The organism is Anaerotignum lactatifermentans (assembly GCF_014982935.1).
Classification (GTDB): domain Bacteria; phylum Bacillota; class Clostridia; order Lachnospirales; family Anaerotignaceae; genus Anaerotignum; species Anaerotignum lactatifermentans.
This window is the reverse complement of the sequence record NZ_JADCKK010000013.1, coordinates 29,903-45,191: the sequence shown is the minus strand read 5'-3', so window position 1 is coordinate 45,191 and position 15,289 is coordinate 29,903. Positions and strand designations below refer to the sequence as shown.

Annotated in this window: 19 protein-coding genes and 1 tRNA gene; 7 read left to right on the top strand and 13 right to left on the bottom strand. The window is 44.5% G+C overall.

Features of this window, described 5'->3' with window-relative positions; translation table 11 throughout:
* Window positions 1–106: 106 nt before the first annotated feature.
* Window positions 107–190: transfer RNA gene (locus INF29_RS05145), tRNA-Leu, on the bottom strand.
* Window positions 191–368: 178 nt separating this feature from the next.
* The gene (locus INF29_RS05140) at window positions 369–524 is read right to left on the bottom strand and encodes a hypothetical protein (protein WP_193485048.1); all 156 of its coding nucleotides are present in this window, start codon (window positions 522–524) and stop codon (window positions 369–371) included.
* Window positions 525–658: 134 nt separating this feature from the next.
* Between INF29_RS05140 and INF29_RS05135 the strand changes: the two genes are divergently transcribed.
* Window positions 659–1,096, top strand: a complete 438-nt coding sequence (locus INF29_RS05135; RefSeq protein WP_193485046.1) for a hypothetical protein — start codon at window positions 659–661, stop codon at window positions 1,094–1,096.
* A gap of 68 nt (window positions 1,097–1,164) precedes the next feature.
* On the opposite strand, the gene INF29_RS05130 is transcribed toward INF29_RS05135, so the two are convergent.
* From INF29_RS05130 to INF29_RS05120, 3 genes are all read right to left on the bottom strand, one after another.
* Window positions 1,165–1,314, bottom strand: a complete 150-nt coding sequence (locus INF29_RS05130; RefSeq protein ID WP_193485044.1) for a hypothetical protein — start codon at window positions 1,312–1,314, stop codon at window positions 1,165–1,167.
* Window positions 1,315–1,336: 22 nt separating this feature from the next.
* Window positions 1,337–2,161, bottom strand: a complete 825-nt coding sequence (locus INF29_RS05125) for a TraX family protein (RefSeq protein WP_193485042.1) — start codon at window positions 2,159–2,161, stop codon at window positions 1,337–1,339.
* A 118-nt stretch (window positions 2,162–2,279) separates the two neighbouring features.
* Entirely contained in the window at window positions 2,280–3,530 is a 1,251-nt protein-coding gene (locus INF29_RS05120; protein WP_193485040.1) for a penicillin-binding transpeptidase domain-containing protein, read from the bottom strand.
* Between the two features lie 255 nt (window positions 3,531–3,785).
* Here INF29_RS05120 and INF29_RS05115 point away from each other — a divergent pair, with 255 nt between their 5' ends.
* Together INF29_RS05115 and INF29_RS05110 are read left to right on the top strand one after the other, a co-directional pair.
* Entirely contained in the window at window positions 3,786–4,148 is a 363-nt protein-coding gene (locus INF29_RS05115; RefSeq protein WP_193485038.1) for a BlaI/MecI/CopY family transcriptional regulator, read from the top strand.
* Window positions 4,149–4,150: 2 nt separating this feature from the next.
* Window positions 4,151–5,437 carry a M56 family metallopeptidase gene (locus INF29_RS05110; RefSeq protein ID WP_193485036.1) on the top strand — a complete coding sequence of 429 codons (1,287 nt, stop codon included), beginning with the start codon at window positions 4,151–4,153 and terminating at the stop codon, window positions 5,435–5,437.
* 91 nt (window positions 5,438–5,528) lie between these two features.
* Here INF29_RS05110 and INF29_RS05105 read toward each other — a convergent pair whose 3' ends face one another.
* From INF29_RS05105 to INF29_RS05070, 8 genes are all read right to left on the bottom strand, one after another.
* Window positions 5,529–6,050 (bottom strand): peptidylprolyl isomerase, encoded by a 522-nt coding sequence (locus INF29_RS05105; RefSeq protein WP_072851492.1) that lies wholly within the window; start codon window positions 6,048–6,050, stop codon window positions 5,529–5,531.
* Window positions 6,051–6,099: 49 nt separating this feature from the next.
* Window positions 6,100–6,951, bottom strand: a complete 852-nt coding sequence (locus INF29_RS05100) for a metallophosphoesterase (RefSeq protein WP_087990023.1) — start codon at window positions 6,949–6,951, stop codon at window positions 6,100–6,102.
* A gap of 203 nt (window positions 6,952–7,154) precedes the next feature.
* Window positions 7,155–8,837 (bottom strand): recombinase family protein, encoded by a 1,683-nt coding sequence (locus INF29_RS05095; protein WP_087187166.1) that lies wholly within the window; start codon window positions 8,835–8,837, stop codon window positions 7,155–7,157.
* Between the two features lie 91 nt (window positions 8,838–8,928).
* Window positions 8,929–9,102 carry a transposon-encoded TnpW family protein gene (locus tag INF29_RS05090; protein WP_158094644.1) on the bottom strand — a complete coding sequence of 58 codons (174 nt, stop codon included), beginning with the start codon at window positions 9,100–9,102 and terminating at the stop codon, window positions 8,929–8,931.
* Window positions 9,103–9,563: 461 nt separating this feature from the next.
* Window positions 9,564–9,806: a helix-turn-helix domain-containing protein gene (locus INF29_RS05085; protein ID WP_002604473.1), complete on the bottom strand. Its 243-nt coding sequence runs from the start codon at window positions 9,804–9,806 to the stop codon at window positions 9,564–9,566.
* Window positions 9,790–10,227 carry a sigma-70 family RNA polymerase sigma factor gene (locus tag INF29_RS05080; RefSeq protein WP_193485034.1) on the bottom strand — a complete coding sequence of 146 codons (438 nt, stop codon included), beginning with the start codon at window positions 10,225–10,227 and terminating at the stop codon, window positions 9,790–9,792. The genes INF29_RS05085 and INF29_RS05080 overlap by 17 nt, the downstream gene beginning before the upstream one ends.
* A gap of 473 nt (window positions 10,228–10,700) precedes the next feature.
* A complete protein-coding gene (gene rlmN, locus INF29_RS05075) occupies window positions 10,701–11,684 on the bottom strand; it encodes a 23S rRNA (adenine(2503)-C(2))-methyltransferase RlmN (RefSeq protein ID WP_002584956.1) in 984 nt (327 codons plus the stop codon).
* 16 nt (window positions 11,685–11,700) lie between these two features.
* Complete coding sequence (locus INF29_RS05070) at window positions 11,701–11,886, bottom strand: cysteine-rich KTR domain-containing protein (protein ID WP_003431289.1); 186 nt, start codon at window positions 11,884–11,886, stop codon at window positions 11,701–11,703.
* Between the two features lie 397 nt (window positions 11,887–12,283).
* On the opposite strand from INF29_RS05070, the gene INF29_RS05065 reads away from it, so the two are divergent.
* The 4 genes from INF29_RS05065 to INF29_RS05050 all read left to right on the top strand — a co-directional run bounded on the left by INF29_RS05065 (window position 12,284) and on the right by INF29_RS05050 (window position 14,945).
* The gene (locus INF29_RS05065) at window positions 12,284–12,640 is read left to right on the top strand and encodes a helix-turn-helix transcriptional regulator (RefSeq protein WP_002584957.1); all 357 of its coding nucleotides are present in this window, start codon (window positions 12,284–12,286) and stop codon (window positions 12,638–12,640) included.
* A 239-nt stretch (window positions 12,641–12,879) separates the two neighbouring features.
* The gene (locus INF29_RS05060) at window positions 12,880–13,209 is read left to right on the top strand and encodes a plasmid mobilization protein (RefSeq protein ID WP_118550708.1); all 330 of its coding nucleotides are present in this window, start codon (window positions 12,880–12,882) and stop codon (window positions 13,207–13,209) included.
* The gene (locus INF29_RS05055) at window positions 13,170–14,519 is read left to right on the top strand and encodes a relaxase/mobilization nuclease domain-containing protein (protein WP_193485032.1); all 1,350 of its coding nucleotides are present in this window, start codon (window positions 13,170–13,172) and stop codon (window positions 14,517–14,519) included. The genes INF29_RS05060 and INF29_RS05055 overlap by 40 nt, the downstream gene beginning before the upstream one ends.
* A gap of 93 nt (window positions 14,520–14,612) precedes the next feature.
* On the top strand, window positions 14,613–14,945 hold the full coding sequence (locus tag INF29_RS05050; RefSeq protein ID WP_193485030.1) for a DUF6050 family protein: 333 nt from the start codon (window positions 14,613–14,615) through the stop codon (window positions 14,943–14,945).
* Window positions 14,946–15,289 lie beyond the last annotated feature (344 nt).

The following is a 15,289-nucleotide window of genomic DNA, read 5'->3' as shown; positions in this document are numbered from 1 at the left end:
ATCATGTCCATTTCTTCGCGATGCTATTTTTCCGAACATTTTCAGTAATGCAACACAAAATGCAACACGAAAAAAAAGAAACCTTGATTTCTCAAGGTTTCTTCAGTGCGGCTGGTGGGACTCGAACCCACACGATATCACTACCGCCAGATTTTGAGTCTGGTGCGTCTGCCAGTTCCGCCACAGCCGCGAATCGAAACTGCTTGATAATAATATCATAGAAGGAATAAAAAAGCAAGTGTTTTTTTATAATTTTTTCTCATTTTTGTATAGATTCTGATACAACCCTGTAGATATCCGCCTTTTTCGCCTCTACTTTATGAACCATATCCTTGACACAACCCCCTCTTTTGCCTTTTCTGCGTTCTTCATTCCCTTTCCTCTTTATTTGCCTGCCATATATGCGGTCTTTCACACCATAGCTTTCCCTTTAGAAATTGATATACATGTTTTTGCCAAACTTCAAACATCCCTTGATTCCTTTTTCCATCTATCCCTTTCTTGCACAATTTTCCTTTGCCCATGCAAAAATCCACCTAATCCATCTGCATTTCTGATAGAAATACCCATTTCCACAGCATCAAAATATTGACTACATATGTAGTAAATGTTATGATCATCATAGAAAGGGTATCCATGACAGAAAGGTGGTATTTCTATGAAATCAAAGCTTTTTATCTCTTGTCTTTTGAGTTTCCTATTGACACATTCTTCCGTCACCGCTTTTGCCTCCAGTGATACAACCTCTCTCAAAAATCTTGGTGACCCCCAAGCAGGCGGCGTATCTATAAGCATGGAAACAGACTTCATTGGCGAAGGCAGATATCAGTTTTATCACAAATCAGGAAACCTGATATTTTGTATCGAAAATGCAGGCTCCAATGGTTTTATTTATCGTGTGAAATACCCCTGTGGCTGCAAATTAGTTGGCGGAAGGTTAGAAGCGAAACAAAATCTGATGATAGATCATTTCGATCCCCAACTTCATGGCGAGGGTTACGGTCACACTGCAAAAGGCACCTATGAGATTTATATCTATAATGACGATGGTTCTTGCAGCTCTGTAAAACTCTTTGCCCAAAGCATCGAAGAATGAAAATTATTTCCACTTAAAATGGCTGCTAAGACATCTTAGCAGCCATTTTTCCGTTGGCGATCATTGGTTTATGACGATCTAATGAGCTCACCCAAAGCAGTAAATCCCTGCAGAATATTGGAGCTTGCCTCTTGAATCGCATTTGAAATAAGCATTCCGCTAATGAGAATCGCAATTGCAATAGCCATCAAGCCAATGAGCACTTGCCAATTTTTCATAATATCCCCCTCTTTTCATTCGTTATAAAAATAGTTGAGCGATAACATACAAAACGAATATATGGATTGGATAAAACCAGTAAAACAAATATTTTGCCTTCCATTTTCCCCGTTTCCCATTATAAAGCAATAACAAGAAAGCTGCGATCATTGTATAAGTTGGCGGCTGATTTCCTGTTGTAGCCATATACAAAACAAGAAACATCACGACTTGCAAAACATGACTTTTCCGAAAAATATAGAAACCGGCTATGAAGATAATCCCTTGTGCACCATAATCGCACTTCAAAAGTTCTGCCACAGATGCCACTATGGCAATGATTCCTATTTGCAGCAAAAGCCCCTTTGCTTTTTCTTTTCTGTCCAAATTACGATTTCTCTGTGAAACGGCTTCTAAACCAGTCAAACATACCAATCCCAGAAATAATGTAAAAAATACATTCTGATACGCAAAATAGAAGGGAAATGTCCCTGCTTCCATGGAATACGCATGAAAAAACCCAATGTCAAAGGGGATTTCTGAAATAATCGCAAAAACAAGCATAGAACCTATATACCGTTTCCGGTTTCTAGTATACCGAAATCCTTCTGCCAATAAAAAGCAAAACAAAGGAAAAGCGATGGTACCGATACCAAATAGAACCTGTCTTTGGAAATCCTGAAGTGCAAAAAACTGTTCTTCTGATATCATTCCCTCAAGAGACAAAGAAAACAATTTATCCATGTACTTGCTCATAGGAATTTTGCTGACGTGGTCAATAAGCATACACAGACAAGCTATGAGCTTCAATTGATTCCCCGTGAAACATTGTACGTTTTTCAGTTTTTGATCAATTGCATTTATCATATCATTCACCCTATGATCTTATAACAAATGGTCTTTCAGATTGATTAATCCAAAAGACCATTTCCCCTTTTTTCTATCCCCCTATAAGCCCTTTCTATCGTTATCCCCGATATACACATTAAGCTTTCAAAAAACGATCCACATCCTCTTTCATGTTTCCGTTTTCCATAAACACTCTTTTATCAGAGATTTTGCCATCTGTAACCTTCACTGCACATGGCACAGCATCAACACCGTATTGAGATACTATTTGCTCCAACGCTTCATCATCAAAACGATCGACATTCAAATAGTAAACATCTTTTTTCAAATCATTGGCTGTATTACGAACCAATGGTTCCGCTCTTTTGCATGCCGCACATGTGGGTCTGCTGAAATACAGAATATAGTCAGATCTTGCTTCCAGATATTCCACCTGCTTGAGATCTGTGATTTCTTTAAAACTTCTCTCCGGCAAGTATTGTTCAAAAACCTCCGTTACTGCGCACGCCAAAGGAACTCTGCCATTCACTTCTTCGCCTATTTTGGATTCTCCCTTCATCGTGACCACAAAGATCACTTCTGGATCATCATAAGGCGCAAAACCAGCAAATGTTTTTGTTTCATGCACAATTTCATTTTCAATGGAAAAACTGCTGTCATACATACCTGCGGCTTCACCAACATTTTGGACTTCCATCAGCCCTGCGTCCATGTATGGATAATTCAAATACGTTTCATGGAGCAATTCTTTCATTAAGTTGCTGTTTGCTTTGGAAATCACTTTATTTTCTGTGCCGCTATTTCCAGCCAAAATGTAATATCCCTGAGCGATTTCCCGTACAGAAGTCGTAAATCCCCTTCCCAGCAAAAATTCTGGCTGATACTTGTTCTTTTCATCAAAGCCATAGGAAGCTATCTCTTTTGAAAAATCTATAGGATCTCTTCTGCTTTCCCAAGCACGCACAAGGAATGGCTCATTCAAAGCAACATAGAGATCATAAAATGACTTTTCCCCAGACTGGTCACTGTAATTTTTAATGGTTGTCCCGTTGACACTGGTATAGGTACCGCCCTCTATTGTGTCCGTCAGGGATAAATTTCCCTTTTCCAGCATAATGGCTGTCACAAAGGGCTTAAAAGTCGCTCCCGGTTCAAATGGATCGTCAATATCCCCATACTGATCCAAAATTTCTCCAGTCTTTGCATCCATCACAACACCAGCACAAACATTATCTGCATCAGAAGACAATATTGCTGCTAGATTTTTTTGCCCTGCCGTTTCCTGAGATACAGCTGCTTCCCCTCTGTACGGAAATTTTGTGGCCGAAATTGCCAAAACGGTTATAAATAAGGCAGCAATGATGCATAAATTTTGATTTCTTTTCATGTTATCCCCCCTAGTTTCTTCAATGCCCTATCACTGCAAATGTATTTTACTACATCCGTAGTAAAATTATATAATACCAATTTTGAAAATACAATCATGATTTTCACGAAAAAATCAGCGTAAAACTATAGAAACTGCCATTTTTATGTATACAAATCTTTTGCTTCCTTGAGTGAAGACATTTGCGCCTTGATTTTTCCACGGGAATTATATAATATAAAATTATTCTACATCAGTAGTAAAGAGGTGATTTTTATGTTAGCATCAGATTCTGAATTGAAAGTTCTGACATATCTTTGGAAATGCGGTTCCTGCAAAGCAAGTCACATTTCCAAAGTATTTGAAGAAGAAGTTGGTTGGGCGCCAAACACCACCTATACCATTATCCGGCGAGCCATCAAGAAAGGACTCATTACCCGTTCTGATCCCGGCTTTATCTGTACGCCAAATGTCAAACAGGAAGATTTGCAAGCATCTTCCATCAATGAACTTCGGAAAAATCTTTTTGATAACTCTCCTTTTCAATTGGTAAAATCATTGATTAGCAATAATGATTTTTCGGATGAAGAAATCAATGAACTATATTCTCTGATCGATAAAGAAAAGAGGTCGAAATAATCTTGCTCTTTGTATTTATGAACATCGCAGTCGCATGTATGGTTCTATCTATCATTGCACTGCGGAAGGTTTTTCTTCACAAAATTCCATCTGTCATTTTGGGGATCTCATGGGGTTTGGTTTTTTTCAGACTCTTTGTTCCCTTTGATATTACGACAAATTACAATTTTTATAATGCATTTTACTATTTCATTGAAAATGTTCTGCACATGTCATTATCTAATTCTATATTTTCCAAACTTGTAACGATCATTGTAGATGCATCACAAAACAAACGGATTCTGTTTAGACTATTTATTGTATGGATATGCGGTGTCTTGTATGTGGGAAAAACTTTCGCTGCAGATTTTCAAAAAACCATTCATCTCAAACAGACTTCCATTCCTATGGAAAACGAAAAGGAGGTCTATGAAATCTTATCCTCTTACGGTCTGTCAAAGAAATATCTTTTATATGACAACGAAACCATCGCCTCCCCCATTGCCTATGGCATTCTCAAACCGATGATCCTATTTCCAAAAGGATTTTACAAAACACATGCTGACATGTTCGATGAAGCCCTTTTGCATGAATATATGCACTTGAAATATCATCACCAGATCATTCAGTATTTCCTGATTCTTGTTGTCATGATCAATTGGTTCAATCCATTTGTTTGGATCATGTATCATTACATCAATCGAGATATGGAGGTGGCTTGTGACCGCGGCGTTTTAAAACTCTTAGGCAAAGAACACAGAGAAACCTACGCTTTGCAGTTGGTTCATTTGGTCGAAAAAAACCATGGTCAGCGTCAAAACCAATTGGTTTTCTATAACGGTTTTTCAAAATTTGTGATGAAAGAAAGAATTATGGCAATCATGCGATATCAAAAAATTCCCATCCTTGCCATCATCCTTTCCATATGGATTCCTTTTGGCATCATTAGTATATTTGGAGCAAGCTCCAACCATATATTTGGTGCCGAATTGGAATCAAGGAACTGCGAAATAACCGTAATACCCAACCCCAACGCTGATACAGTCACATATGCTCCACCAAGCAATGCTAGCCTCACCTGGAAACAATTGGCTCCATACACACTAAAGGCAGGTGCTCGTACGGAAAATACCATTCATATTTCTAAATATGAAACCGTATGTTCCTGTACCGAAAACATAAGCGTAAGCATAGATGTCACAACAGTCGTAAATGGAGATACTTATAAAGGAACATTCCAAATGGTGGGCGATAAGAAACAGGATCCCGGATGGGTAGCATATTATGACGGTACACTATATCGGCAATAACAAAAAAACTTTGGTAGAAATTCTACCAAAGTTTTTTCTATTAGACCAAAAGAAAAAAGCCGGAATTCTTTTCCGGCTTTTTTTACGCATATTACATTTTTTCAGGTTCGGGATATGTTTCACCAAATGTATCTACAGTTACTTTTTCCATTACCTGATCTTCCAGAGGTCTGTCGCCGCGGCTTGTTTTTGTTTCTGCAATGCGGTTTACTACATCCATACCTTCGATCACTTTACCAAAAGCTGCATACTGACCATCCAGATGAGGTGCGTTTTCATGCATGATGAAGAACTGAGAACCTGCACTGTTGGGGTGCATTGCGCGTGCCATAGACAGTACGCCTGCGGTATGTTTCAGATCGTTTTTCACGCCATTGTAAGCGAATTCACCGCGAATGGTGTAGCCGGGACCACCCATGCCAGTGCCATCGGGGCAGCCGCCCTGAATCATGAAGCCTCTGATGACACGATGGAAAATCAGACCATCATAGAAATTGTGGTTTACCAGAGAGATAAAGTTGTTTACTGTGTTAGGCGCGATTTCGGGATACAGTTCCGCTTTGATCACGCCGCCGTCTTTCATCTGAAATGTTACAACAGGATTTTTTGCCATGTCATTTTCCTTCTTTCTTTATAAATTGATAGAATCATTTAACAGTATATCATACCGTTGTGGTTTCTGTATAGTCTGTTTCCCCTTTGTGATACAGAGTAATCACAACCAATTCTGGACGGTTGAAGATGCGGAAAGGGAAAGTGCTGTTGCCTAAGCCACGGCTGACTGCCATGGAAGTTTTCCCTGCCCGATGCATGCCTTCTGTGTACTTAGGGAAAAAGCCCTGATTTGGTGCAAATAAACCGCCAATAAAAGGCAGACGAATCTGTCCGCCATGGGCATGACCACAGCATACCAGTGGAATTTCTCTTTCCACATAATCCGCAAAAAGTTCCGGGCGATGGCACAACAGCAGTTTGAAATCATCCTCATGCCCTTTGCACATCATATCCAAAATTTTGCCATAATGAGGATTTACCCTTTTATCCGCCAATCCCAGCAATGTGATGGTATCGCCATCACGCTCCAGAATGCTCTTGCCGTTGTCCAGCACCTTCACCCCTTCTGCTGTCAGCAGTTCCACCAAGTCCTCATAATACCCGGACTGATGCTCATGATTGCCAGAAACATAGTAGACCGGTGCCAGTTTCACAATACCGCGGATCAAGTCCATTGCCGCATCCAGATCGGTTCTGTTCCGGTCAATGAGATCCCCTGTTATAACAATCAAATCAGGGGCTGTACACTCTGCTTTATAGATAAGCCGTTCCTGATTTTTGCCGAACATTTTGTTCTGCAAGTCGGAAATGTGCAGAATCTTGTATCCGTGAAATGCTTTCGGCACCATGGTGGTGCAAGTCATCTGTGTCACTGTCAGTGCATTGTCCTGCCAATATAAAAACGCACCTGCCGCCAAACCTGCCAGCAGCAGTTTTTTGCCATTGTTTTTCAATGTCATCACCTATTCTTTCTCCTGTGATTTGCCAATGCTCATACTACTATTATAAATGGAAGTGCCTTGTAAAACAATGAAAGTTTTTTTAAGTTTCCCCTCTCTTTTCTTTCTATGATATAATAAAGAAAAAACAAAAAGGTGCCTCCCGATAAGAAAACATCGTGAGGCAAGAGAGAAACGGTATAGCTTCGGCTATGCCGTTTTTCTCATTCTTGCCTTGATGAAGTGACTTTGGATACTTCCAGGGCTCCAATGCCCTTATAGTAGATGTCAATTTCCTGGGTGCGGTTCTTACCCTTTGGATCGCTGGCAGCATGGACAACGATCTTTTCGACAAACTCATGTAAGATACATGGCGTCAATTCAGGAATTTCCGTATACCGTTCTACAACGGAGAGAAACCTTTCTACATTGGCGCTTTTTTGTTCCTCTGCTTCGATTTCACCACGGAGGACAGCCGCTACCTCTTGAAGCTGATGCTGCTCTTTCTCGTAGTCAGCGGAGAGCTTTTGGAAACGCTCGTCAGAAAGTTTTCCCGAAATAGTATCCTCATAGAGCCGCTTGAAAATGGTGTCCAGCTCTGTGATCCGTTTTTCGGCATCAGCCAATGTTTTCTGCCGTTTTGCCAAACCTCGGTTACGCTGGCGCATATCCGCATCCATCACCATCTTCACAAAATCGTCTTTGCGCTGTGATGCGAAGGAAACGATCTCGCGCAGATTTTGCAGAACCAATTCCTCCAGGATAACAGTTCGGATAGAATGTGTCTGCCCACATACATCACGGCTTTTCCGATAGCCCGAACACAGGTAGTATTCCTGATCGCGCCGAAAATTGGTTGCCCTGCATTGATACATGATGGAACCGCAGTCGGCACAGAACATCATGCCGGAGAACATCCCCATTTCTCCCATCTTTGTTGGTCGGCGCCGCGTCTGCCTTGCGAGCCTTGCTGCATCGGCAATCGCCTCTGTCCAGATAGCTTCGTGGGTATTCTCAAAAATCTTCCATTCGCTTTCTGGATTGAGCAGAGTCTTTTTGCTCTTGTAGGATTTTTTACGGGTTTTGAAATTAACCGTGTGCCCCAGGTATTCACGCCAGCGATCCATGATGTCGGCAATCGTAGAAGAATCCCAAGCGTAAGGAGAACCTTTCTTTGTGACATTGGTTGTCCTGCCTTTACTCGCATAGTAAGCAGCCGGAGTAAGGATTTTTCTTTCCGTCAGTTTTCTTGCGATCTGCGAGGGTCCCAAACCGTCCATGATATAGAGACCAATTTCATAAACTACCTGGGCGGCTTCTTCATCCTTCACCCATTGCTTTTTGTCATCAGACGATTTTATGTATCCATACGGAGGCAAGACAGTCAAATGTTCCCCTGCATTGCCTTTCACTTTCATAACGGCACGGATTTTTTTGCTGGTGTCTTTGGCGTACCATTCATTGATGATATTGCGGAAGGGCGTAAACTCGTTGTCGCCCTGGGTACTGTCTACACCATCATTCACCGCAATAAAGTGAATATCATGTTCGGGAAACATGATCTCCGTATACATGCCGACTTGCAGATAATCACGTCCGAAACGCGACATATCCTTAATGATAACACGCTTGACAAGACCTGCCTCAATATCTGCAATCATCTGCTGAAAGCCTGGGCGGTTGAAGGTCGTACCTGAGATGCCGTCATCAACATAGAATTTGAAATTGCTATATCCATGCTCACGGGCATACTTTTCCAGGATTTTTTTCTGGTTTACAATGCTATTGCTGTCACCCTGCAATTCATCGTCACGGGATAAGCGACAATACAGAGCAGTAAGTTCTTCGGAACTCATAGCTGTGTAAGGGAATTGAAGCGCGGCAGCGGTGTTTGACTGATAATACATAAATACCTCCCATCTGGCAGTCAAACACGATATTGAAGTCCAACTTCATTATACCGCGCTTTCTTTTTCCTGTCTGCCTGTTAGGAGGATTTCAAGTCACAGTTTCTTTCTGGACATCGGCTTTTATCAAGTTCTCCAGTTTGGAGGCGATCGTTTGATTTCCCTTTTGAGGAAAGAAAGAATTGACGATAAAGGTCGTGTTGCCGATCTTCTTTTTGCTCCGCATAGGCGGGGCATATTTATTTTCAGATTGATTTTTCTGCATGATAAAGCCCCTTTCATGCCATTTCATTAAAACCATAAAAGAGGCAGAAAACGGATGGCTGCTGGCCGCAGCTCCACGGGAATTTCACCCCGGCCCATGCTGATGGGTGCGCCGCGCAATGCTTTGAGGGCGTTCAACGCGGGAGTCTCATTGTCCTGTCTGTGCATCTTCGCCCACAGGTTGCCACACCTGTTTCGCGGCCTGGTTTTGTCGCTCGCCTGTTTGGTAGGGGTCCCGTCCTGCGGACTTGCAACAGGGTCATGGCGCACCGGCCGATCGGCTCCACACAGACAGATCGTATCCGTCTGCCTTATGCTGCCCGAAGGCTTTCTTTGTCAAGGAACAATAAGGCTTTGTCAGCCTGTAAAAACATACCGTTTCCGATATGCTGTTACGGAACGACAAATAGCCCATAACGGGAAGCGTGGAAAGGGGACACGCTCCCCGCATGGGCTAAAAAGTTATCCTACATGAAAAGCAAGGGTGCGGGTAATAAGGCGCACTTGCAGCCTGTTACGCATTTCCTCGTCCACATAGGAATAGGTATTACCCGCGTCGTCTTTCAGCGTGCGGGTACAAAGTTTCGCTATGTAACCCTCGTAATGCTTCAAGATCGCGCACATGGCGGTTGTGTCGCCGTTTGCCGCTGCGGAAATGACAGGGAACGGCAACAGATTTTCAGATTTCCTAACGGTATTCATCATCTGCTTTTCCCTCCAAATACTGTTTGATTTTCGCAAGCGCGGATTTCCTGTGCCGGAAAACCGTCGTGCGTACAACATTCAGCAGTTCGCCAATTTCCGCGTCGCTCATGTCCAAGAAGTAGGACAAAAGGATAATGTCGCGTTTCCTTTCGGGCAAAGCGTTAAGGGCTTCGGCAAGCAATTCATTTTTGACGAGTACATTAAAGCCGGACACTTGAAAACGGAAATAATCGCTTTCGTATTCGTCCGTTGTGAAAAGCTGCGCGAGTTCGCTTTCGCTCAAATCCGAAAAAGTAACTTCGCGTGCTGCGCGTTTCGCAAGAGTGCGGCGGTGGCTTTTCGCTTCGCCGACCAAAGTTTTCTTTGCTAATGCGTCGTACTGATGTTGTATTCTTTCCTTGTCGGAAGAAGATAGCTCCATAGAGTTCACCTCCTTCCCGCGTGGAGTAGAGGACGGGAGTTAAGGGCTTGTCCTCTCTGCCCCTTTCGCTCCGTACCCGTTCGGGAGATGGCTCTTGAGTGCGTTTTTCAGAAAAAAGTTGAAAAAAGCAAAATGCGCCCGTCCGCAAGACGCGGACGGGCGCAAAGGAAATGTAAGCAGTAACTAAATGTATTGACAGTTCATATTCATAGCCGGAATATCCCGCTTGCGGAGCATAGCTTTTTTTGACCGCAAAGCATTAGGCGGGTTACAGTAAATAAAAATGGACACGGCGATACCTCCCCGATACCGCCGTATCCTTAAAAAAGGGCGACTTTAATACACTACCCGCAATCCATTCTATAATAGGGAACAGCGGCTTTTGCGCAATATTAAATAAAAAAGCCGATAACACATAGGTTTTTTGACCTAATGCGTTATCGGCTCTGCGTCTATGCGTCTGGCACTTTTAATCATTTTTTTTTGAATTTATTATATGTGTTAGCTAACTGTCCACAAGCCGCGTTAATCTCTCTGCCATGAGAAACTCTCATAGTAACTTCAAGTCCTGCTTGCTCTAATTGATGTTTGAATGCAACTATTTCCCGTTTCTGTGGTGCTTTAATTCTTGAATTGCTTGTTGGGTTGTATTGTAACACGTTAATCATAACTTTTTTGCCCCGAAACCATTTTGCAAGTTGTCTTACATCTGAGGGCCGGTCATTTATACCCGGTAAAAGCAAATACGCAAAGACAATTTTGCGATTATGCCTTTCAGAATAGGATAAGGCTTGCTTAACAACATCTTCAATAGCATATATGCGCATGTGAGGAATAATACGATTTCTTGCAGATTGTGTTGCTGCGTGTAAAGATATTGTCAACTGAATTTTAAGATGTTCCTCGCGCAATTTTTTTAATTGATCAACCGGACCAACTGTTGATATGGTAATGCCGTCGGTTGGAAAGTTGAGCCCATATCTATCTCGGAGAATATGGATTGCTTTTATCAAGTTGTCATAATTGAATAAAGGCTCTCCCATACCCATAAAAACGATACGGTTTACTTTTCGACGCAACAATATAATCTGTTGTACGATTTCTGACGATGTTAGATTACGAACAAAGCCATTTCGCCCGGACTCACAAAAAATACAACCAACAGGACAACCGACTTGTGTGCTCACGCAAACAGTTCCACCATCTCGCCGCTTGATAAAAACCGTTTCAATGTATTTGTTGTCTTTCAGTTCGTAAACATACTTTTCAGTATCACTGCTTTTGCAAATATTTTTTACCAACATTGATAGATTTTTTTTGCGTGGTAATTGCTTATATAATTCTTCATATAAGGCTTTTGCTTCATTCTCGCCAATAACTTCCGACATTTCTTTGTAAGTAAATCCGTATGGATCATTCCGTACTTCCGCAGGCGTATATTTAGGTAAACGTTTCATTTTTATATCCTTTCTTCTAAATAATAAAAGTTTGTTTTTCTGTATTTTTGATTACAATCTCTAATTTTTCTACATCAATGATATGCGTCAATTTGCATTTAGGGCAGAAAAGAGGAAAATCTTTTAATACAGTATTATGAAATACTTGAACTCTCGTCTTTCCGTTACAAATCGGACATTTTATCCAATATTTTTTAAGCATTATATTTCACTCGTCCTTTTTACACAAAAAATGCAGGTCAATCCTCAACATGAGCATTGACCTGCATTTATAATGCACAGAGCAGTACAACAAAACTAAGGCATAGCTTGCACTATGTCTATACTATATCTATACGTCGTTAGTTTTTTGTATAGCATCCGCAAAATAAGCATGACAAAAAAGCCCATGTTGAAAATGGGAAAATCCTTTTTTTCAATGCTTATCTAATACGCATGCTATGCAACATAAACGCCGCCTCCTTTTACATAAATTTTATTTTATCAGAAAATCAGTCTACTGTCAATACACAACAGGAAGTATTTAACCTAATGATATGAATTGTGTGGACATATCCAAAAAGAAAGGTGAACTGTAAAATGTAACAGGGTGAATGAAAATGGCAAAAAGACCCGTACCATTGTACGACTTTAAGGCTTTCGGGGCAGCTATAAAAGCCGCGAGAAATGAATACGGCGAGAGCCGCAAAAAGGTAAGCGACGAGTTATATATTTCCCCGCGCTACCTTGCGAATATCGAGAACAAGGGACAACAGCCGAGTTTACAGGTATTCTATGACCTTGTAACCCGGTATCATATTTCGGTAGATCAATTTTTCTTCCCGAACAGCAATGCGGAGAAATCCACCGGGCGGCGGCAGCTTGACGCGCTGCTGGACGGTATGAGCGATAAAGGCATACGGATTGTAACCGCAACAGCAAGGGAGATAACGGAAGTCGAAAAAGCAGAGGATTAACCTCACAATATGAGAAATCGGGAGATTGCAGCGCATGGCGGCTGCAATCTTTTTTTGCGTCCAAAATCAAAGGAACGCGCAACAAATACCGCCTTTCGGTGGGGGTATGGAGTAGATAGCAAGCACAGCCAGTGAGTACCCACTGGCGGATTTTTGATTTAGGGGGACCCCTGCCCCTAAATCGAAAAATTGCTTGCTGGGATAGTCCCAGACCCTTATGGAAACGGAGGCGGCGCAGCATGGCAAACCGAAAGCGGAATATCCAGATGAAGTTTTGGGTGACAGAGGAGGAAAAGCGGCTCATTGAGGAGAAAATGACCCAGCTCCACACAAAGCGGAGCGGCGCCTATCTCCGCAAAATGGCGATTGATGGGTACATCATCCAGGTGGACACCACCGACATCAAGGAGATGACCCGCGCCCTCTCCGCCATCGGCCGGAACATCAACCAGATCGCCAAGCGGTTAAACGCCGGCGGTCCGGCCTACCAGGCCGACATGGAGGAGATCCGGGAGAGGATGGAGCAGATATGGCAGTTACAAAGACGCATCCTATTAAGTCAACGCTGAAAGCGGCCATTGACTATATCTGCAATCCCGATAAGACAGATGGGAAACTGCTGGTGTCCTCCTTCGGCTGCTCCGCCGAGACCGCCGACATCGAATTTGCCTGGACCCGCCGCCATGCCATCGACAAGGGCACGAACCTGGGCAGGCACCTCATCCAGGCGTTTGAGCCTGGGGAGGTCACGCCGGAGGAAGCCCACCGGATCGGCATGGAGCTGGCGCGGGAGGTCCTGGGCGGCAAGTATGAATTTGTCCTTACCACCCACATAGACAGAGACCACGTCCATAATCACCTGATTTTCAATGCGGTCAGCTTTCAGGACCACAAGCACTATCACTCCAATAAGCGGAGCTATCACTTCATCCGCCGCACCAGTGACCGGATCTGCAAAGAACATGGCCTGTCCGTCATCGTTCCCGGCAGGGACAAGGGCAAGAGCTACATTGAGCATCAGGCGGAACAGAACGGCACCAGCTACAAGGCGAAGCTGCGTGCCGCCATTGACCGGCTCCTGCCCGGCTGCTCTGACCTGGAGGACCTGCTCCGCCGCCTTCAGCGGGAAGGGTACGAACTGAAACGGGGCAAGTACATATCCGCCAGGGCTCCGGGCCAGGAACGGTTCACCCGATTGAAAACCCTGGGCGCCGATTATGCCGAGGAGGCCCTGACCGCCCGGATCGCCGGAAGGCCCAGGCCCTCCCGCCAGCCCCAGCAGCGCACCGGGAAGCCCAGCCTGCTCATCGACATTCAGAACAATCTCAAAGCCCAGCAGAGCGCCGGTTACAAGCACTGGGCGACCATCGAGAATTTGAAACGGGCCGCTGAAACGCTGAACTTTCTGACCGAACATGGGATCTCCAGCTATGAGGAGCTGACCGAGCGTTGCAACGGGGCGGCGGCCGCCACCGCCAGGGTGAAAGCAGCCCTCCGGGCAACGGAGAAGGAAATGGAGCGGCTGACTCTCACCATGAAGCACGCCGCCACCTATCGCCAGCTCCGTCCCCTGTATGACCAATACCGCCAGTCCAGGGACAAGGAGAAATTCCTCCGGGGGCATGAGGGGGAGATCATTCTGTTTGAGGCGGCGGCAAGGGAACTGAAACGGTTGAACGCCGTACCCCTGCCCGCCGCCCAACGGCTCCGGGCCGAAATGGATGAACTCACCGCCAGGAAGGCCACCCTGCAATCGGAATATAGAAAAGCCCAGCGGGAGGAACGGGAGTACGACACCCTCCGCCAGAATGTGGAGGCCCTGCTGGAAAAGCCGAGGGAGGCCGAACCGCAGAGGCAGCGAAATAACGAGCTGGAATAGCGGAGGTTGTGCGCCTTTACCAGACTTTTCAAAAGGCCCTGGGCGCAGTCAGATTTTCCCGGTATAATGGAGGCAGGAATGGAGGTGCCGCCAATGACGAGAACCGAGGCCATCAAGGAATTTTTCAAGAAGGCAGTTTTGCCCGTCGCCATCGCCGGGCTGCTGTACTGCATTTTCAAATCCGCCTGCATCAGGAATGGGGAGCTGGATCTTCTCTGGCTCTGGATACTCTGCGGCCTGCCCTTCGGCATCCATCGGATGTGCGTCTGGATCGTGCCGGGCGGCAGCTCCCTGGGCGGCGGCGCCGCGCTGTTCGCGCTGAACTTCATCATCGGCGGACTCATCGGGGGTTTCGTCCTGGTGTGGCGCCTGCTGGTGGCGGCGTGGTATGTGCCCCTCACCATCTACCGCCTGATTGTGGGGTAACCGCACTATGGAAATGTGGAAAACGGCCGCTCCGCCGATGGAAAACAGACATTCACGGCCCGATGGAAAAGCCGCCGGCTTTCCCACAGCCCGCAAACATCGTTTCCCACAGCTCCACAAACATGACCGTTTACGCACATTCCCACAGCGCCTACTACGGCGAATATTCTTCCTATCCTGTCCTATCCGATCCTGATTGAAAGAGAAAAAAGAGAACAAAAAAAGAAGCGGGAGCGTCACCCTCGGCTCAAACCGAAGGCGGCGCTCCCGCTCTGTTATGGAAAAGTGTTCAAAACAGCCTCTCTGCACCCCTCAAATCGGAGGGGCACGCCCACATGGTAATC